Here is a 19098-nt window from a genome sequence, read left to right as displayed (position 1 = left end):
GAAGTGGAAATCCTCTCGCTAGATTGCGAGGAACGGAGCAATTTAGCGAGAGATTGTAGCGAAAAGCGGGACAACTGCTTATTAGGAACAAGATGGTGTGTGCTCCTAAAAAAATCACTTAATTTGTAACGAAAATCATTTTTTGACCACTAACTCCATTATGAGCGAGAATTTAGAACAGTCTTTTGTGCAGCAATTGAAGACCAATCAGAATATAATCCACAAGATTTGTAGGTTGTATACGAATGGTGAAGACGCGCACAAGGATTTGTTTCAGGAAATTACGATTCAGTTGTGGAAAGCTTTTCCCAAGTTTCGTGGTGACAGTAAGTTTTCGACATGGGCGTATCGAGTCGCGTTGAATACTGCTATTACTTTGTATCGAAAAAGCACGCGTTCCGTTAAGACGGTGGATTATGAAAATCATCAGTTTTTTATCAGTCAGGAAGATTATAATTATGAAGAGGAAGAACGATTAAAACTGATGTATAAGGCGGTTTATCAACTAAATGACATCGAAAAAGCATTGATTTTCATGTATTTAGAAGACAAGGATTATGCTGAGATATCGGAAACTCTTGGAATTAGTGAAGTGAATGCTAGGGTAAAAATGAATCGAATCAAAGGAAAATTAAAAAAAATATTAAATCCTTAAGGAATATGAAATGAGCAATATATAAAAATTGCAAATTACATAAGACCGACAAAAGACAATTAAAATCTGCAAATGAAAGAGCTGGATTTATTAAAAAAAGATTGGAAAAAGAATGAGAATTCTTTTGAGCAAGTTTCAGAAAATGAAATCTACAAGATGCTACATGCCAAATCTTCATCGGTTGTGAAGTGGATTTTGATTGTAAGTATCATAGAATTCGTTATTTTGAATGGAATTAGTTTCCTAATTGGCGATAATGGGTATTCAAAATTTTTGGATTTACATCCCTTTATTAATTTTTTGGAGAAGTTTAATTATTTGGTTATACTCGTTTTTATCTATTTGTTTTATCGTAATTACAAAAACATTTCGGTTTTACATTCATCTAAAAAACTAATTGAACACATCCTAAAAACCAGAAAAATAGTTACTTATTATATTTTTTGGAATATTTTTATTGGTGGAATTTCGGGAGCAATAGGTGGAATAGAAGGTTTTAATCGAGGTTTTAACGGAGGGAATAATAGACCCGAAAATACAATAGGAGTTATCGAGGTAAATTACATTACGATTATTGTAATGGCATTATTGATAATGGGTGGAATCTGGTTGTTTTATAAAATATTATACGGCGGTTTCCTTAAAAAGTTAAAACAAAATAATGAAGAATTAAAGAAGATAGATCTTTAGCAATTCCTTTTTTGACTTATTTAATATTCCCACTTTCTTAATTTATTGAGTTCTTCATCGGCCTTAATTTCATCAGCAGGAATTACTTTTAAAAATGATGGATGTTGTTCGATGGCAAATTCTATTTGTTCACAAATTTTCTCGACGCTATCATTTTCATAATCAATTTCTATTGGTGGTTTAATGATGAACGATTGCAGAATTCCTTTCTTTTTTATCCGCAATCCTTTTTTGTCGAACGAACGTCGAAAGCCATCGATCACGATTGGAACTACAATAGGTTTGTGTTGCTTGATAATATGTGCAGTTCCTTTCCGAACGGGTTTGAATGATTTTGTAGTTCCCTGAGGAAATGTAATTACCCAACCATCATTTAGTGCTATTTTTATGTTCTCGGTATCATTAGGATTTATGTCTTTTTTTTCGGTTACATCTTTTCCACAAGAGCGCCAAGTACGTTCTACTGTAATGGCTCCTGCATACGCCATAATCCGAGGTAACAATCCCGCTTTCATGGTTTCTTTTGCAGCTACATAATAAATATTCATCTTGGGTTGCCAAATATATCCCACGTTCTTGATCGTATCTTGACGACCACTCAAACTAGCATTGAATACGTGAAACATCGCCACTACATCAGCAAAATAGGTTTGATGATTAGAAATAAACAGCACATTGGTATCAGGCAATGAAGTGATGATTTCAGAACCTTCAATTTGCAATTCATTAAACCCTCGGTATCGTTTATGTGTTAAAACGGCAAAAATCCGGATCAACCATTTTTTTACAAATAGAATATGCCCAAATGGATTTCTCTTAAATAATCCCATTAAAATTTATATTTTTGTTAAAACTGAAAGGCAAACTTACGAAAATAATAAATTAAAGTACTTTTTTCAAGACATCTTTCAACTCACTTAACATCATGGCCGTTGCTCCCCAAACGATATGTTCATTAATATTAAAAGCGGGAACCGATATATTTCTAGCGTATGAAGTTGCTATATTTACATTTACTATAATTTTATCATCCAAAAAAACAGAGAGCGGCAATTCAATTATTTCGGCAACTTCAGTAGAATCTGGAATAAACAATAGTTCTTCATTGCAGATTCCTAAGTACGGATAAACGATGAAATTACTGGGTTCGATATACAATTGGGTAAAAGCCCGAATGATTTTCATTTTAGAAGGAGAAATTCCTATTTCTTCTTGAGTTTCACGCAATGCTGTATTCTCAAAAGTTACATCTTGCGTTTCATATTTACCTCCAGGAAATGCAATTTGAGCGGAATGAATACCTTCATACGAATTTCGAACAATAAGCACTAAATGTGTTTTATTCATTTTCGGATAAAGCAACATCATAATAGCTGCTGACTTTGGGTTTTTCCTTTCAATTTTTAAATTTTTCAAGCTTTCAATGCGTTCTATTGGTGCCATTTTATAATGCGCTTCAGCTGCTGGAAGAGTAACATCTAGCAATTTTGGAACATAATTTAAAAAGTCTTGGAAATCCATAATCAAAGTCTATTTTTGTAATGCAAACCCGTTTTGTAAATATATGCATTTGAAATGAAAATTTCAATGGCAATAGTAATGTGAAAAATAAAAGCAATGACAATGACAATGGCAATGGCAATGTAAAAATAAAAGCAATGACGATAGCAATGGCAATGGCAATGTAAAAAATAAAAGCAATGGCAATCGTAAATTAAACAAACTACAAACATCAAATCAAAATATGTACAGCAAAGAAGAGGCTCAAAAATTAAAACGCGAATTCTGGGTTAGTTTTGCAGATAAATATCCCCGAAAATGGGTGTTGTACGATACTAAAATCAAGGATTTTTCTTTTAAATTTTTTGTTGATAATAAAAAAGCACAAGTAATTATCGACATTGAACATCGGAATGACGAAAAGCGAATCGTCTATTTTGAAAAACTAGAATCTTTAAAAAGTGTGTTAGAGGAGGATTTCATAAAAGATTTGGTATTCGAAAAAAACCACACATTGGAATCAGGTAAAAACATAAGTCGTGTTTGGGTCGAAAAACTGAATGTAAGTGTGAGTAACAGGAAATATTGGGATGAAATTTTTGACTTTTATAACGAAAAAATGCACGCTGTAGAAATGTTCTATTTAGAATATGGCGATTACATTCGCGATTTAGACTTAAATACTTAAATATTACTTAAAGTATTTTAGCCTTCCTACAAAACTGCTATATTTGAGAAAACTTTTAATCGAATGAAAAAATTAAGCATCGCTCTTTTTATTGGTATCGCTACCCTTAGTCTGAGTGCCCAAAATTCTTTAAACGAATACAAAAAACAATATCCTGATTATAATGAATTAGTTCTCAACGACAGTCAAGTATATGATTTTACAATTGAGAAAAACAAGATTAAAGTACTACAGGACAATCATTATGAATCTTTAATTCTTAATGATAACGGCATTCAAAACAACAAAGAATCCTTTAGCTATTCTGACTTGGTTCAACTTCAAGGTTATGATGCCTATTCCCTTATAAATGACAACGGAAAAGAAAAAAAAATTAAAGTTACCCAAACAAATGAAGTACAATCTGGCCAAAGATCCGTGTTTTATGATGATGTAAAAGAACGTCAACTTATTTTTCCAAATCTTGAAGCTGGAGCAAAAAAAGTTTATAATTATCTAACTGAAATAAAAGATCCTTATTTACTTCATAAATTTATTTTTGGAAGTAATTTGCCAATTTTAAATTCCTCATTAGAAATCAGAACCGATAAAAACATCAACATAGGTTATAAAATTTTTAATGATAACACGAATTCTATTGTATTTACAAAATCAGAAAAAAAAGGAAAATGGATTTATAATTGGACAGTAAAAAATGTAAAACCAATTAAGTTTGAAGGCAATTCGCCTGGATTTTTGCATATTGTTCCTCACATCAATATCTTCATTAAAGATTATACCATAAATAATAAGAAGACAGAAGTATTAGGTGATGTTGACAAATTGTACACTTATTACAAAGGCTTTGTAAAAGATTTAAACATAACCGAAGACCCCATTTTAAAAGAAATCACCCTTAAAGTTACTGAAGGTAAAACTACCGATGAAGAGAAAATAAAAAGTATATTTTATTGGGTGAAAGACAATATCAAATACATTGCATTCGAAAATGGTTACGAAGGATTTATCCCAAGAGAAGCCAGTTTAATATGTGAGCGGAAATTTGGTGATTGCAAAGACATGGCGAGCATTATTACAGCTATGGCAAAATATGCCAATGTAAAAGACGTTTATATATCCTGGATTGGAACCCGTGAGATTCCTTATTCGTATACTGAAATGCCAACTCCTGCCGTTGACAACCACATGATTGCAGTGTACAAAAAAGAAGACAAATACATCTTTCTGGATGCAACTGATAAGGAAACACTTTATGGAATTCCAACATCATTTATACAAGGAAAAGAAGCTTTGATAAATGAGGGTGACACCTACAAAATCGTTACCGTTCCTGTAGTACCAGCAGAAAGAAACGAAATCAAAGAAGAGGTTAAAATTAAAATTGAAAAAGAAAAATTAGTAGGTTCAGGGAAAATTGAATTTAACGGATACAATAGAAGCCGTCTATTGATGCGCATCGGAGATGCCACAAACAAAACGAGATTCGAAATGATAAAAAGTCTTGTCCTTAAAGGCAACAACAAGTTTAATTTAAAAGACTATACTGAAGAAAACATAAATGATAAGGATAAGCCCTATCAAATAAGCTATAATTTTGATTTAGGAAATTATATCTTAAAAGTGGACAAAGATACTTATATTAGTTTATTTTTAGACAAACCTTTAGAAAAAGCAACGATTGAAAAAGACCGTGTAGCAAAGTTTGAATTTGAACATTTGAATTACATCAACAGTCAATATGAATTAGAAATCCCGCAGAATTTCAGCCTAAATCATCTACCACAAAACTTTTCTGTAGATAATGCTTACATCAAAGCAACAATAGTTTATGAAGTAATAAACAATACAATTCGTTTAAATTTACAACTCAAACAAAAAAAATTATTACTTGATAAAAGTGATTTCGAATTGTGGAACGAGACCATAAAAGAGTTAAAAAATAATTATTCAGAAACCATAATATTATCCGAAAAATAATGAAAATCAATTATATAAAATCCATTATTACCCTTGTTACTATTTTAAGTACTTCATTGCTATTCAGTCAAGATTATTCCTTTAAAAACTATGATTGGAACGAAAAGGAAACGAAAGTTGAAGTCCCTGAAAAATACAAAAATGAGAAAGAAGTCATTCTAAGTAGAATTTCAAAAATTGAAATAGTTGTCAAAGGCAAAACGGCAAAACAATACCATTTGTTACACGAAAAGATTTTCATTAATTCAGACGATGCCATTGAACGCAACAACAAAATCTACATTCCTTTTAATCTTAACGAAAGTGTTTTAGTAAATAAAGCTCGTGTTATTTTGAAAAACGGAACGGTAATTAATCTCGATCAAAAAGACATCAAAGAAGATGTTGACCAAGAAAGAGGAATGAAATACAACTATTTTGCAGTAAACGGGCTTGAAAAGGGTGCTGTTATCGAAAAAATGTATGTTCTAGAAGAAAGCCCCGAGTTTACGGGTCAAACTATTAAAATGCAAGATGAATATCCAATTGCAAATCTGAATTTTGAATTAATTTACCCCAATTATCTCATTTTTAAAACCAAATCCTATAATGGATTAAGCGAACCCGTTATTGATGAAAAGAATATAGAAAACACAAAAGTATTATCTATAACAGAAAAAGACATTCCCGCTTTAGATAATAATGAAAACTACTCCAATTGGGCTGTACAATTAAAACAATTCCGTTATAAACTGGATGAAAACCAATTAAGTGGCGGAAGAAATTTAAATGGTTTCAAGGAATTTGCATCTAATATTTACGAAAAATTAAATCCTGTTTTCGATAAAAAACAACAAAAATCAATTGATGATTTCTGTGCAACTATTCCAAAATCAGAGGATTTGCAAGCACAAATTTGGAATATTGAAAATAAAATTAAAAAGACGATAACCTACAATAAATATATTGACACAAAAGCTTCAATAACGGATATAATCGATTCTAAACAAGCCAATCAATCCGATATATTAAAAATCTATTTGGCGGTTTTTAAGGAGTTTAAAATAGAAAACAACATGGTTTTTACTTCCAATAGATATAAAATTCCATTTGATAAAGATTTTGAAAGTTATGAAAACCTAAACGAACTTTTATTTTATTTTCCCTCGATAAATAAATATTTAACGCCAACAGAAATTGAATATAGAATTCCTTTATTCCCTGTAACTATTGCTAATAATTACGGTCTTTTTGTTAAAGAAAAAACATTTACAGGAGTCAAAATGGGAATTGGAGAAGTCAATTTTATCGAAATACCGGGTAATGATATTTCACATGACATCATGAATATTACCGTTGATTTTACTAAAGATTTCGAAAACCCATTAATTACAAGTAATCTAACTTTTGGCGGCTATTCCGGTTTAAATTTTCAACCTTTCAAAGATTTTGTTTCTGCAGAACAATACAAAACGTTTTTGAAAAATGTAGCTGAAAACTATACTGTAGAAGCAGATTTCAAATCCTTGACTACTGAAAATGATGGAACAGATTTTATTGGCAAAAAACCGTTTATCTTGAATGTAACTTATGATGGAAAAGACCTTACTAAAAAAGCGGGTGAAAATTACTTATTTTCAATTGGTGAAACTATTGGTAAACAAATGGAATTTTACCAAGAAAACAAAAGAACCTTACCTGTAGAAATTGACTATCCTCATTACTATACTAGAAATATTAAAATTCTTTTACCAAAAGGAGCCACAATAAAAAATCTTGACAAATTTGTGATGGATTATAAAACCCAGATTAATGGCAAAACGGAAGCTGCTTTTATTAGTAAATACACTAAAAAAGGAGATGAAATTATGGTCGAAAACAAGGAGTTTTACAATATCATCAACTATCCTCTAAATAAGTTTGACGAGTACAAAGCAGTGATTAATGCCGCAGCTGATTTTAATAAAATCGTGATTATTGTAACTAAATAAATCTATACGTTTAAAAAAAAGACCGCAAATTCGCAAATTAAAAAGATGTATTACATCCATAAATTGTGAATTTGCGGTCTCTTTTTGAATTATAATTATCAAAAGAAGCTGATGTTCCTTGAGCTTTTTAGGGTTTTGGATACCGTTTTCTGATATTACGTATCAATTCTTCGAGTCCGTTTAGTTTCAATTCGTAAACCAATTGTAGTTGCTCTCCTAGCTCTCCTTTTGGAAAACCTTTGTTACTGTACCAAACCACGTAATATTCCGGCAAATCAATAAGATGCTTGCCTTCATATTTGCCAAAAGGCATTTTGGTATGCGCTAATTTTATGAGTTTATTTTGGTCTGGAGTCAAGGGTAAAAAGGGTTAATTGATTAATCGGTTAGGAAAACGTGAACTGGTTAAGAAAAAGGTGAACTGGTTAAGAAAAATTTAATCGATAAATCGATTAACCAACTAAACAATTAAACAGTTAACCAAAAAAAATTAATTAGCCACTTTAACAGTCAAATCACTGTCGTAATACAATATATAAATTCCTTTATTGGTATAACCGCCCTCTTCTTTTTTAGAATAAACAAATTTATTGTCCACTTGTTCTGTCGAGATTGTATTGGCACAATCTTGAAAAGGTTGATTTTGCAAGATGCGCATCATAGTATCGAAAGTCACATCAAAACCTCGTGTGGCATAAGTATTTGGCACTATTTTATTTTTCTTTTTATATTCATTTTTGAAAACTAAAGCTTCAGCAGATTCGTTATCTTTATTAATCGAAGGATACATTAATTTTAATTTCACTAAGTTTTCAAACTTAATTTCATCTGTATCTAGTGTTTCATTGTTTTCAATTGTTACTAATTGCATATCGTATTCTGGCATTGCATCCATCATCGTTTTAATTGTCGCCTTAATCATCACTGTATTTCCCGTTTCGAGAATCACATAATTTGTTTTATTTTTCACAAACAAACTTTGCAAATTTGCAGCCGATAAATAACCAGAGTCTGAAAGTGGCACGATTTGTACCTCTTTTTGGTTTTGCTCAAGATATTGTCTTGAGGATTCTCTTTTTTTATCGATAACAGCAATCATATTGCCTCCTTTAGATTTCATAAAATCAAAAATCGCACTTTTCAAATTATCTGTTGTTGGAATAGTTTGGTACAAATTAGGATATGAATTCCCTATATCTTTAGAAAGTGGCGAAATAACTGGTACGTTATTACTGTTTAATAATTGAGCTGTAGTTTCTAAATTGCTTTGATAAAATGGTCCGATAATAGCATCCGCCGTTTCAAGATTATTCTTTTGGATAATACTATAAATAATAGAGGATGTTTTTGATTCTTGAGAATCAAATATCTTAAAATCAATAGGTAGACCTAGAGTTTTGGCAGAATCTATTGCAATCATTGCACCTGCATAAAAATCCAATGTCATATTCAAAAACTTATCTTGTTTCAAGCGAGTGGACATGGCATTTAAGGTGTCACTTTCGATTAACGGTAAGTTAAAAGGCAACAATAAAACTATTTTTTTTCTTGTAGTTCCTATAGTTTTATTAGTCAAAGCGGTGATTGCTTTTTTAGTTTCAAGTGAAATTGATGAAGTAGTTGCAGTAATTGGAATAGTTGGAACTTTTAAAACCATCCCTATTTCTAAGCCATTAGCTAATGTTGGATTCAATTTAATTAATTCCTCCTGACTTAAACCAAACATTTTTGACAAACTGAATAAAGTCTCCTTCGGCTTCACTTCATAGTTTGCATATTTGACTGCTTCTATATTTTTTTGTGGAATTTTTGCTACAACTTCCTTTTTGGGTTCAATTGTCGCAATTACATCCGGTTTTTGAACTGTTCCTTTAATTAATAATTTGTAACCAATGGTCAAATTAGGGATGATTTCCGGGTTGCGTTTTTCTAATTGCTCCACTGTAATTCCATATTGTTTCGCTATGGAATATTTCGTTTCTTTAGGCAATACTTCATGATAAACAACTTTTTCTTGAATAGGCGAGCTTGCTTTTGGATTTGTTTTCGATGGAATTATCAGTACTTGACCTATTTGCAATCCATCCTTTTCAAGAAATGGGTTGGCCTTTTTCAAAGCTTCATCTGTAATACCATATTTTTTTTCAATGGCAAACAAAGTTTCTTTGGTCAATACTTTATGGGTTTGCGTTTGTGCTGACGACGCTGTTTTTACAGTCGTTGTTTTTTTAGGAATAAGCAAAATACTATTGGGTTGTATTCCTCTTTGTGCATCTGGGTTGATTTTATAAATATCATAGGGAGTGACATTGTATTTTTGCGCAATTTGGGTAATGGTTTCCCCTTTTTCCACTTTATGTTTTTCATAATTTTGTCCATACACAGAACAAGTTAGAACTAATACAATAATACAAATAACTCTTTTTAACATGATTCTAATATTTTAATTTCAAAAAATCAATTTCAATGGCAATAACAATTTCAATGGTAATGGTTATAAAATGGAATGATAAGAACAATTTGCAATTTCAATCCCATTAAAAACAACAAAAATCAATTTCTAAACTATTTATTGAAATTGATTTTTGTCATTGATATTGCTATTATTTTTTATTCCCACTCAATAGTTGCAGGCGGTTTTGAACTAATGTCATACACTACTCTATTAACGCCTTTTACTTTATTTATTATATCGTTGGACACTTTCATTAAGAATTCATAAGGTAAATGTACCCAATCGGCGGTCATTCCGTCTGTAGATTCTACAGCTCGAAGCGCCACTACTTTTTCATAAGTACGCTCATCGCCCATCACTCCAACACTATTTACAGGAAGCAAAATCGCTCCTGCTTGCCAAACTTTGTCGTACAATCCCCAAGATTTTAATCCATCGATAAATACTTTATCCACATCTTGTAATATTTGAACTTTTTCAAGTGTAATATCTCCTAAAATTCTAATGGATAAACCAGGACCAGGAAATGGGTGTCTTCCTAATAATTCTGGATCTATTCCTAAAGAGGCTCCTACTCTACGAACTTCATCTTTGAAAAGCATACGCAAAGGTTCCACAATTTTCAATTTCATATAATCCGGTAAACCACCCACATTATGGTGTGATTTTATAGTTGCCGATGGTCCTTTTACTGAAACTGACTCAATAACATCAGGATATATTGTTCCTTGTGCCAACCAGGTTACATCTTCGATAAGATGTGATTCTACATCAAAAACTTCGATAAAAGCGTTACCAATCGCTTTTCTTTTTAATTCAGGATCTACAACTCCGGCTAAGGCGTCGTAAAAACGTTGTGAAGCATCTACTCCTTTCACGTTCAATCCCATTCCTTCGTATTGATCTAAAACCGATTGAAATTCATTCTTGCGTAATAAACCGTTATTTACAAAAATACAATATAGGTTTTTACCAATAGCTTTATGCAATAAAACGGCTGCCACAGTAGAATCTACTCCTCCTGAAAGACCTAAAACTACTTTATCGTCGCCTATTTTTTCTTTCATTTCTGCCACAATTTCCTCAACGAAGGCATTAGGCGTAAAATTTTGAGGTACTTCGGCTATTTTTACTAAGAAATTCTCTAGCATTTTGGAACCATCTGTTGAGTGAAAAACCTCTGGATGATATTGTATGGCATAGGTTGTTTCTCCCTCGATTTTGTAAGCCGCAAATTCTACATCGTGAGTACTGGCAAGCTTTACACCATTTGTAGGTAAAGTCTTGATACTATCACTATGACTCATCCAAACCTGACTGTTTTCAGAAACGCCTTCAAAGAAAACTTCGTCTTCTTTTATATAGGATAAATTCGCTCTACCGTACTCTCTGGTATTCGAAGCAGCAACTTCACCTCCACTAAAATGGGCTAAATATTGCGCACCGTAACAAACGGCCAGCATGGGCAATTTACCTCGAATTTGGGATAAATCTGGATGTGGCGCGTCTTCTCCTCTTACAGAGAATGGGCTTCCACCAAGGATTACCGCTTTATAACTTGATAAATCATCTGGAAAATGATTGTATGGGAAAATTTCGCAGAATATATTCAATTCGCGAACTCTACGTGCAATAAGCTGAGTGTATTGCGATCCGAAATCTAAAATAAGTACGTTGTGTTGCATTTGGCAAAAATACTTTTAATAATTGGGATTGTAAAATCGAATTTTATAAAAATTTAAATTTATTCTTTAACAATAACAAAAGTACCTTTGACGCCCTTATCCCAATTGTCCCAATAGTCCGAACGCACTTCTTTTCCTTGGTCGTCAAAAATATGAAATTCGCAGGTATTTCCACCTGATTCTCCTTTGCTATAAGCCTCTAATTCAAAAGTATTGATACCATCTGCAAGATTAATTACAAATTGTCTGTTGTCTCCAAATAATTCCATAATTCCTCCAACTTGTCTATTATTTAATGTTGCCTTAATCATATCACTATCAACTACAATAAAGTCTCTGTATTTTATTACAAAATATTTTGACTTGGTTCTAATCTCTCCAAAATTAACATCAATTTTTACTAGCAGCCGATCATCTTCTTTTAAGCCTTCGCTAACTAATCTTTTACTTAATTCTTTTGTCATTTTAGACTGATACACCTCACCAATAGTATGTTCAAAATTATTTTTTTTAATCATTGAAAAATTATTTTTGACAGTACCCATCTCAAATGAATTATCTTCTTTTGGTTTTGTATTGAAAATATTGGTTTCTTTTAAGATATTGGGTGTGACAATTTTTGGTGCTTCTACTTCTGGTAAATCTGCTGGAGGAGGCAATTCTTTTTTTGGTTTTACAATTACGTTCAAAGGCGGTATTGCTTTGAATTTAATATTGGATTCAACTTGCCCAAAGCTTTTTGGTGCAATACATATAATAAGGAATAAAAAAAGAATTTGTTTCATAAATAATATATTGACAAATCAATACTTTAAAAGTTCAAAAATAACGGAAATCAAGCGTCTTAGGTCACAAAAATAATATAATTTTAGGACTAAATACCTTCCAATTTCCTAATCAATTGTTAATTGAACTTCAATAGTTGTGCCATAAATGCCTCATTGGATATTTGTATATTATTTTAAACCTGAGTTCGATTAATAAAATATTAATTTTCATTAATTTTCCAATACTACAAGGTCTTTTTTGACCTTGTAGGTGTCAAGATGCTTTAAAAATAATACCCACAAGGTCAAAAAAGACCTTGCAGGATTAGTAATTAGATATAACCCTCCGTAAAACAGCAGTATATTTTAATATTAATCGAACTCTGATTTTAAAAACCTACTGTTTCAATTTTATTCCTATCCAATAAAAAAAAAGGGGCGTTTTCTTATCTAAAATTTTATAAATTGCGGCTTTAAATAGTATTTCTGATTTTGAATTCAACTCATTAAAAATCAACACAACAATCAAAAAAAACAATTAAAATGAAAAGAGAAAACATATTGACAGGTTCTCCTTGGGAGGACAAAATGGGGTATTGTCGTGCAGTTCGCATCGGAAATATCATAGAAGTTTCTGGAACTGTAGCTATTGTTGATGGTACAATTGTAAAAGCTGATGACGCTTATGCACAAACTTTAAATATTCTTGAAAGAATAGAAAAAGTATTGGAGGATTTGAATGTAGGGATGAAAGATGTAATTCGTACTCGAATATTCACTACTGATATTACTTCATTTGAAGAAGTAGCCAAAGCTCATGCTACGTTCTTTAAAGATATAAAACCAGCTACTGGTTTTTATGAAATTAGTAAATTAGTTGCTCCAGAATATTTAGTAGAAATTGAATTCACAGCTGTTGCGAAAGAATAATTATTCAATATATCCATCATTTTCCCACGGTTGAAACCGTGGGCAATGATTTGACAAAAAAACAAGCAACAAATTTATTTTCTATTTTCGTTATCTAAAGTCCCTACTAAATACGAATTATTCACTTGAAAAATGTTTACACTGGGATTTTTATTCAAAAGGAATAACAATTTATTATTATTTTAAACTCAAACCATTAAGAAAATTAAGGTTTAAATGGTTTCTTCAACAATCTTAATTTTCTTAATGGTTTAATAAAAATTAATATTCAAAGAACATTCTGAAGAACAAAAAAATTAAATTAAATCGTGTAATTCGTGGCTTAAAAAATTATAACCTCCTCAATGAACCTAAAAAAAAACACCCTTCTCGCAAGCAAATGGATTTTAATTTGTGCTTTGATAGGCTTTTTTTCGGGTACGGCATCAGCCTTTTTTTTAGTTGCTTTAGAATGGGTTACACACTATAGAGAAGCTCATAATTGGATTATTTGGTTATTGCCTATTGGCGGGTTAATAGTTGGTCTCTCGTATCATTATTACGGAAAGGATGTGGTAAAAGGCAACAACTTATTGCTGGAAGAATATGAAAATCCACAACAAACCATTCCGTTAAAAATGGCTCCTTTAGTACTAATAGGAACCTTAATTACCCATCTTTTTGGAGGTTCTGCTGGCCGTGAAGGAACTGCTGTGCAAATGGGGGGAGCAATTGCCGATCAATTCAAAGGGATATTTAATCTTGATGATTCCGATCGAAAAATTTTAATTATTTTAGGAATTAGTGCAGGATTTGCTTCTGTCTTTGGCACACCTCTAGCAGGTGCTTTGTTTGCTTTAGAAGTGTTATATTTTAGCAAAATCACCTATAAAAGCATTGTTTTATCCTTTTTAGTAGCCTATTTTTCGTACTACACTGTAGAAATTTGGCACGTAAAACATACCCATTATCACATTCCAACTGTCCCTGATATTACAGCAATAATGCTGGGTTGGATTGTAATAGTTAGTATCCTCTTTGGTTTTGCAGCAATGTTGTTTTCAAGATCAACTCATTTTTGGGGGAAATTATTTTCAAAAACAATTCCTTATGCTCCATTACGACCATTTGTTGGAGGAATAATTTTGGCTACGGCATTTTACTTTATTGGAACCACAAAATATATAGGTTTAGGAGTTCCCGTAATTGTTGATGCTTTTTCGAATGCAAATAACTCTTATGATTTTCTTTTAAAAATACTTTTCACTGGATTCACTTTAGGAGCTGGATTTAAAGGTGGCGAAGTAACACCACTTTTCTTCATTGGTGCAACCTTAGGAAGTGCTTTGTCAATTATTGTGCCTTTGCCAATTGCGCTCTTAGCAGGAATGGGATTTGTAGCCGTATTTTCAGGTGCTACACACACTCCTATTGCATGTACCGTTATGGGACTGGAACTTTTTGGCATAGAAAGTGGTCTGTTTATTGCAATTGCGTGTATAGTTGCCTATTATTCTTCAGGTTCTGTAGGAATCTATCATTCACAAATAGTAAAAGGAGCTAAATACAAGTTATATCAGCGTTTTAAAACAAAAGATTTAAAAGATTTTTAGTATTGTAAAAGTTTGTTAAATCTATAAATGTTTTCAACATTAGATTAAAAAAATGTAAATTCGCAACCTATGAAAAAACAAGACATACAAGCGATACAAGAATTGTTATCCACTCCAAAAAAAATTGCCATTATTCCGCATCGTAGTCCTGATGGCGATGCCATGGGATCAACTCTTGGATTGTATCATTTTTTACTAAAATACAATCACCAAGCTATTGTTGTTTCTCCAAATGAATTTCCTGATTTTTTAGCTTGGATGCCAGGCTCAGAAACGGTTAAAATATTTGAAAAAGACAAAAAGAATTGCACTAAGATATTGGAAGAAGCAGAATTAATATTCACTTTAGACTTTAACGCTTTGCACCGTGTGGGCGAAATGGAAAATGTACTGAACAAACTTTCTGCTCCCTTTATAATGATCGATCACCATCAATCACCCGATTCTTATGCAGCCTATACTTATTCGGATACTTCTTTTGGTTCTACCTGCGAAATGTTGTATAATTTTATATCCTCTCTAGGAAAAAGAGCCACAATAGATAAAACCATTGCAACTTGTATTTATACAGGAATTTTGACCGATTCTGGTTCATTTCGTTTTCCAAAAACTACTGGAACAACACATAGAATAATAGCCGATTTAATTGACTTAGGTGTCGAAAATACCGAAATTCCAACGTTACTTTATGACAACAGTTCTTATGAAAGATTACAATTGTTAGGTAGAGCATTGCAAAACATGAAAGTGATGCCTGAACATAAAACGGCCTATATCACGCTAACACAAGCTGAGTTAGACTCTTTTAATTATATTAAAGGAGATACAGAAGGCATTGTAAATTATGGATTAAGCATAAAAGGAATTGTTTTCACGGCTATTTTTATCGAAAATGCCGAAGAAAAAATTATCAAGATTTCATTCCGTTCGCAAGGTAATTTTGATGTCAATTTATTTGCTAGAGAACACTTTAATGGTGGTGGTCATCGCAATGCAGCTGGAGGAAAATCAGATATTTCGATGGAAGAAACAATTCGGAAATTTGAAAATTTAGTGTCTAAACTAATAATATAAGGTATTATGAAATATTTTAAACTTATTCTTTTTGTATTCCTTGTTGCATTTTTTGCTTCCAGTTGCAAACACAGTCAAGAAGCCAGAAGACCTTTGTCACAAGCTTCAGGCACTTTTATAAAAAAATCAATTGAGCGTAATAAGAAAATTATTGCTGGAGAAGAAGGGAAAATTGACTCCGTTATAAAAAGTAATCCTAAAATAAAATACTTAGCTTCAAAAAAAGGCTATTGGTACACCTATATCATTCAAAATAAAATAGATACAATAAAACCTAAAAAAGGAGATATCGCTTTTTTTAATTATGAAATAAAAGATATAAAAGGAAACATCATCTATTCAGAACTTGAATTGAGACCCCAAACTTATGCCGTTGACAAACAAAATATAATGGCCGGAATCAGGGATGGAATCAAATTGATGCATAAAAACGAAAAAGTAACTTTCTTGTTTCCATCACATGTTGCTTATGGCTTTCATGGCGATGAGAAAAAGATAGGTCCAAATCAACCTTTAATATGTACAATATACTTACTTAATTTTATTTCAGAAGAAGCATTTGACAAAGAAATCCAATTAAAAAAAGCTGCAAAATTAGACGCAAACAATACCGAAATACAAAATGAACCTATTAATGAACACAAAGACAGCGTAACCAATTAAGTCTAAAATATAAAAAATGAAAAAAAGCATTCTTTTCTTATTTATCATTCTCTCTTCTTTCTATTCTTGCAAAGAAGACAACCACAATCTTCCTGATGGTTTATATGCCAAAATCGAGACCAATAAAGGAACTATAATTGTTCAATTGAATTATCAAAAAGCGCCCATCACAGTGGCTAATTTTGTGACATTAGCCGAAGGAAAAAACACTTTTGTTACTAATGAAAATCTTAAAAACAGACCTTTTTATGATGGTTTAAAATTCCACAGAGTCATTAAAGATTTTATGATTCAAGCTGGCGATCCTTTAGGAACAGGTTCTGGTGATGCAGGTTACAAGTTCAAAGATGAATTTAGTGATCTTAAATTTGACAAAGGCGGTGTATTAGCAATGGCAAATAATGGTCCTGCTACTAACAGCAGTCAGTTTTTTATTACTCATCTAGAAACTCCTTGGCTTGACAATAAACATACTATTTTTGGACATGTAGTTCAAAACGGAATGGAAACAGTAAACAAAATCGAACAAGATAATTATATCAAAAACATCACTATTATCCGTAATGGTGAAGCAGCCAAAAAGTTTGATGCTGTAAAAACATTTCAAGATTATTTCGTTGTAGCAGCTAAAAATCAAAAGAAAAAATTGGAGATAGCTACTGAAAACCAAAGAGTTTTAGATGAGCAATACAAAGCACTTTTTGACCAAAAAGTAGCTTATTTTTCTGATTTAAAATCCAAAGCTAAAAAAACACCATCGGGTTTGCAATATGTGATTACCAAAAAAAGTGGTGGTAAGAAACCTGTTAAAGACAGTAATATTTACATTCATTATGCTGGATATTTAGAAAACGGTTCGATGTTTGATTCAAGTATTGAGGAAATTGCCAAAGCTTACGGAAAATTAGACCCCAACCGAGCAGCACAAAAAGGATACCAACCAATCCCCTTTCAAGCTGGACAAAAAGAGGGAATGATTCCAGGATTTATCGAAGGATTAGAAAAATTATCTTTTGGTGACAAAGCAGTGTTATTTATCCCTTCTAAATTAGCTTATGGAGAAGCTGGTGCTGGAGGAGTGATTCCGCCGAATGCCAATATCATTTTTGAAATTGAATTACTTGAAAATTTACCTAAATAAACTATTAATTTAAAAAAGTTAGACCTTAAAATTTATCCGAATGAAATCTAAAATCTTATTATTCTTATTTTTGGGAATGTTGAATATTCAGGCCCAAACTGGTAAAAAACCAGTGGCTGCAAAAAAACCTGCTGCAACTACTAAACCTACTACAACTACCAAACCCGCTGCAAAACCAACAGGAGCAGTTGAAGGTATTTTTGCAACTTTTCTAACGAACAAAGGGACAATTGTACTTCAATTAGAATTCCAAAAAACACCTGTTACAGTGGCCAACTTCATTTCACTTGTGGAAGGAAAAAACACCTTTGTAACCGATGAAAAACTAAAAGGAAAACCATTTTATGATGGATTGAAATTCCATAGAGTAATTGCTGATTTCATGATTCAAGGTGGGGATCCATCTGGAACTGGTGCAGGAGGTGCAGGATATGCTTTTAAAGATGAATTTACAGATAATCTTAAATTTGAAAAAGGAGGCATACTTGCAATGGCCAATTCTGGCCCTGGAACAAATGGAAGTCAATTTTTTATTACGCACAAAGAAACCCCCTGGTTAAACGGAAGGCACACCATTTTTGGTCATGTTACTAAAGGAATGGATATTGTGAATTTGATAAAACAAGACGATATTATACTAAAAGTAACCATTTCAAAAATTGGTACTTTGGCAAAACAATTTGATGCAGCAAAAGTATTTTCGGATTATTTTACCAATAAAGGAGAAGACGAAAAAAAACAAGCTTTATTAGAAGTTGAAAACAATAAGAAAAAAGCCGATGCTGAAGCTGAAGCTAAAAAAATGTACGAAGTAAAATATGCAAGTGTAATTACTGCTAAATCGGCTTATTTATCAGGTATTAAAGCTACTGCTACAACTACTCCATCTGGTTTAATTTATAAAATCACGCAAAAAGGAACTGGATCAAAACCGGCCGATGGAACCACTTTTAATTTTAATTATTCTGGTTATTTTGAAGACGGAAATATGTTTGACAGTAATTATCCAGAGGTATGTAAAGCTTATGGTAAATATGACTCCAATAGAGATGCTCAAGGCGGATACCGTCCCTTCCCTTTTGAAGCAGGAAAAAAAGACGGTATGATTCCTGGATTTATAGAAGGATTGGGCTTGCTTTCTTATGGAGACAAAGCCATACTATTTATCCCTTCAAATTTGGCTTATGGTGAAACTGGTGCTGGTGGTGTGATTCCTCCAAATGCAACTATTATATTTGAGATTGAAATGATTCAACTGAAATCGGAAGCTAAATAATTCACTTAGAAAAAAATAATTTACCTAAAAAAACC

Annotated in this window: 17 protein-coding genes; 11 read left to right on the top strand and 6 right to left on the bottom strand. The window is 32.0% G+C overall.

Annotated features, from left to right (window positions below):
• Positions 1–160: 160 nt before the first annotated feature.
• Together E0F76_RS09835 and E0F76_RS09830 are read left to right on the top strand one after the other, a co-directional pair.
• On the top strand, positions 161–655 hold the full coding sequence (locus E0F76_RS09835; protein WP_132004950.1) for an RNA polymerase sigma factor: 495 nt from the start codon (positions 161–163) through the stop codon (positions 653–655).
• 72 nt (positions 656–727) lie between these two features.
• Positions 728–1345, top strand: coding sequence for a hypothetical protein (locus E0F76_RS09830; RefSeq protein WP_132004947.1), 618 nt, complete (start codon positions 728–730; stop codon positions 1343–1345).
• Between the two features lie 20 nt (positions 1346–1365).
• On the opposite strand, the gene E0F76_RS09825 is transcribed toward E0F76_RS09830, so the two are convergent.
• Positions 1366–2175 (bottom strand): lysophospholipid acyltransferase family protein, encoded by an 810-nt coding sequence (locus E0F76_RS09825; RefSeq protein WP_132004944.1) that lies wholly within the window; start codon positions 2173–2175, stop codon positions 1366–1368.
• Positions 2176–2227: 52 nt separating this feature from the next.
• Positions 2228–2866 carry an NUDIX hydrolase gene (locus E0F76_RS09820; RefSeq protein ID WP_132004941.1) on the bottom strand — a complete coding sequence of 213 codons (639 nt, stop codon included), beginning with the start codon at positions 2864–2866 and terminating at the stop codon, positions 2228–2230.
• A 223-nt stretch (positions 2867–3089) separates the two neighbouring features.
• Here E0F76_RS09820 and E0F76_RS09815 point away from each other — a divergent pair, with 223 nt between their 5' ends.
• The 3 genes from E0F76_RS09815 (at position 3090) to E0F76_RS09805 (ending at position 7480) form a co-directional block, all read left to right on the top strand.
• Entirely contained in the window at positions 3090–3533 is a 444-nt protein-coding gene (locus tag E0F76_RS09815) for a DUF4268 domain-containing protein (RefSeq protein WP_132004939.1), read from the top strand.
• Positions 3534–3596: 63 nt separating this feature from the next.
• Entirely contained in the window at positions 3597–5510 is a 1914-nt protein-coding gene (locus tag E0F76_RS09810) for a DUF3857 domain-containing transglutaminase family protein (RefSeq protein WP_132004937.1), read from the top strand.
• On the top strand, positions 5510–7480 hold the full coding sequence (locus E0F76_RS09805) for a DUF3857 domain-containing protein (RefSeq protein ID WP_132004935.1): 1971 nt from the start codon (positions 5510–5512) through the stop codon (positions 7478–7480). The genes E0F76_RS09810 and E0F76_RS09805 overlap by 1 nt, the downstream gene beginning before the upstream one ends.
• 127 nt (positions 7481–7607) lie before the next feature.
• On the opposite strand, the gene E0F76_RS09800 is transcribed toward E0F76_RS09805, so the two are convergent.
• From E0F76_RS09800 to E0F76_RS09785, 4 genes are all read right to left on the bottom strand, one after another.
• Entirely contained in the window at positions 7608–7838 is a 231-nt protein-coding gene (locus tag E0F76_RS09800; protein ID WP_132004932.1) for a DUF3820 family protein, read from the bottom strand.
• A gap of 132 nt (positions 7839–7970) precedes the next feature.
• Positions 7971–9911 (bottom strand): LysM peptidoglycan-binding domain-containing protein, encoded by a 1941-nt coding sequence (locus tag E0F76_RS09795; RefSeq protein WP_132004929.1) that lies wholly within the window; start codon positions 9909–9911, stop codon positions 7971–7973.
• A gap of 179 nt (positions 9912–10090) precedes the next feature.
• The gene (gene guaA, locus E0F76_RS09790; RefSeq protein ID WP_132004926.1) at positions 10091–11620 is read right to left on the bottom strand and encodes a glutamine-hydrolyzing GMP synthase; all 1530 of its coding nucleotides are present in this window, start codon (positions 11618–11620) and stop codon (positions 10091–10093) included.
• Positions 11621–11679: 59 nt separating this feature from the next.
• On the bottom strand, positions 11680–12405 hold the full coding sequence (locus E0F76_RS09785; RefSeq protein ID WP_132004923.1) for a hypothetical protein: 726 nt from the start codon (positions 12403–12405) through the stop codon (positions 11680–11682).
• Between the two features lie 525 nt (positions 12406–12930).
• Between E0F76_RS09785 and E0F76_RS09780 the strand changes: the two genes are divergently transcribed.
• The 6 genes from E0F76_RS09780 (at position 12931) to E0F76_RS09755 (ending at position 19063) form a co-directional block, all read left to right on the top strand.
• Positions 12931–13317: a RidA family protein gene (locus E0F76_RS09780; RefSeq protein WP_132004920.1), complete on the top strand. Its 387-nt coding sequence runs from the start codon at positions 12931–12933 to the stop codon at positions 13315–13317.
• Between the two features lie 344 nt (positions 13318–13661).
• Entirely contained in the window at positions 13662–14909 is a 1248-nt protein-coding gene (locus E0F76_RS09775; protein ID WP_132004917.1) for a voltage-gated chloride channel family protein, read from the top strand.
• 69 nt (positions 14910–14978) lie between these two features.
• The gene (locus E0F76_RS09770) at positions 14979–15983 is read left to right on the top strand and encodes a DHH family phosphoesterase (RefSeq protein WP_132004914.1); all 1005 of its coding nucleotides are present in this window, start codon (positions 14979–14981) and stop codon (positions 15981–15983) included.
• A gap of 6 nt (positions 15984–15989) precedes the next feature.
• Positions 15990–16646, top strand: coding sequence for a gliding motility-associated peptidyl-prolyl isomerase GldI (gene gldI, locus E0F76_RS09765; RefSeq protein ID WP_132004911.1), 657 nt, complete (start codon positions 15990–15992; stop codon positions 16644–16646).
• Between the two features lie 16 nt (positions 16647–16662).
• Positions 16663–17787, top strand: a complete 1125-nt coding sequence (locus tag E0F76_RS09760) for a peptidylprolyl isomerase (protein WP_132004908.1) — start codon at positions 16663–16665, stop codon at positions 17785–17787.
• Between the two features lie 40 nt (positions 17788–17827).
• Positions 17828–19063 carry a peptidylprolyl isomerase gene (locus tag E0F76_RS09755; RefSeq protein ID WP_132004905.1) on the top strand — a complete coding sequence of 412 codons (1236 nt, stop codon included), beginning with the start codon at positions 17828–17830 and terminating at the stop codon, positions 19061–19063.
• Positions 19064–19098: the final 35 nt, after the last annotated feature.

It is taken from the genome of Flavobacterium cellulosilyticum (assembly GCF_004349355.1).
GTDB classification, from domain to species: domain Bacteria; phylum Bacteroidota; class Bacteroidia; order Flavobacteriales; family Flavobacteriaceae; genus Flavobacterium; species Flavobacterium cellulosilyticum.
This window is presented reverse-complemented; position numbering and strand designations above follow the sequence as displayed.

Excerpts from the sequence above, each read along its gene's own strand:
- E0F76_RS09835 (WP_132004950.1), top strand. The coding sequence starts at position 161 with ATGAGCGAGAATTTAGAACAGTCTTTTGTGCAGCAATTGAAGACCAAT.
- E0F76_RS09830 (WP_132004947.1), top strand. The coding sequence starts at position 728 with ATGAAAGAGCTGGATTTATTAAAAAAAGATTGGAAAAAGAATGAGAAT.
- E0F76_RS09825 (WP_132004944.1), bottom strand. The coding sequence starts at position 2,175 with ATGGGATTATTTAAGAGAAATCCATTTGGGCATATTCTATTTGTAAAA.
- E0F76_RS09820 (WP_132004941.1), bottom strand. The coding sequence starts at position 2,866 with ATGGATTTCCAAGACTTTTTAAATTATGTTCCAAAATTGCTAGATGTT.
- E0F76_RS09815 (WP_132004939.1), top strand. The coding sequence starts at position 3,090 with ATGTACAGCAAAGAAGAGGCTCAAAAATTAAAACGCGAATTCTGGGTT.
- E0F76_RS09810 (WP_132004937.1), top strand. The coding sequence starts at position 3,597 with ATGAAAAAATTAAGCATCGCTCTTTTTATTGGTATCGCTACCCTTAGT.
- E0F76_RS09805 (WP_132004935.1), top strand. The coding sequence starts at position 5,510 with ATGAAAATCAATTATATAAAATCCATTATTACCCTTGTTACTATTTTA.
- E0F76_RS09795 (WP_132004929.1), bottom strand. The coding sequence starts at position 9,911 with ATGTTAAAAAGAGTTATTTGTATTATTGTATTAGTTCTAACTTGTTCT.
- guaA (WP_132004926.1), bottom strand. The coding sequence starts at position 11,620 with ATGCAACACAACGTACTTATTTTAGATTTCGGATCGCAATACACTCAG.
- E0F76_RS09785 (WP_132004923.1), bottom strand. The coding sequence starts at position 12,405 with ATGAAACAAATTCTTTTTTTATTCCTTATTATATGTATTGCACCAAAA.
- E0F76_RS09780 (WP_132004920.1), top strand. The coding sequence starts at position 12,931 with ATGAAAAGAGAAAACATATTGACAGGTTCTCCTTGGGAGGACAAAATG.
- E0F76_RS09775 (WP_132004917.1), top strand. The coding sequence starts at position 13,662 with ATGAACCTAAAAAAAAACACCCTTCTCGCAAGCAAATGGATTTTAATT.
- E0F76_RS09770 (WP_132004914.1), top strand. The coding sequence starts at position 14,979 with ATGAAAAAACAAGACATACAAGCGATACAAGAATTGTTATCCACTCCA.
- gldI (WP_132004911.1), top strand. The coding sequence starts at position 15,990 with ATGAAATATTTTAAACTTATTCTTTTTGTATTCCTTGTTGCATTTTTT.
- E0F76_RS09760 (WP_132004908.1), top strand. The coding sequence starts at position 16,663 with ATGAAAAAAAGCATTCTTTTCTTATTTATCATTCTCTCTTCTTTCTAT.
- E0F76_RS09755 (WP_132004905.1), top strand. The coding sequence starts at position 17,828 with ATGAAATCTAAAATCTTATTATTCTTATTTTTGGGAATGTTGAATATT.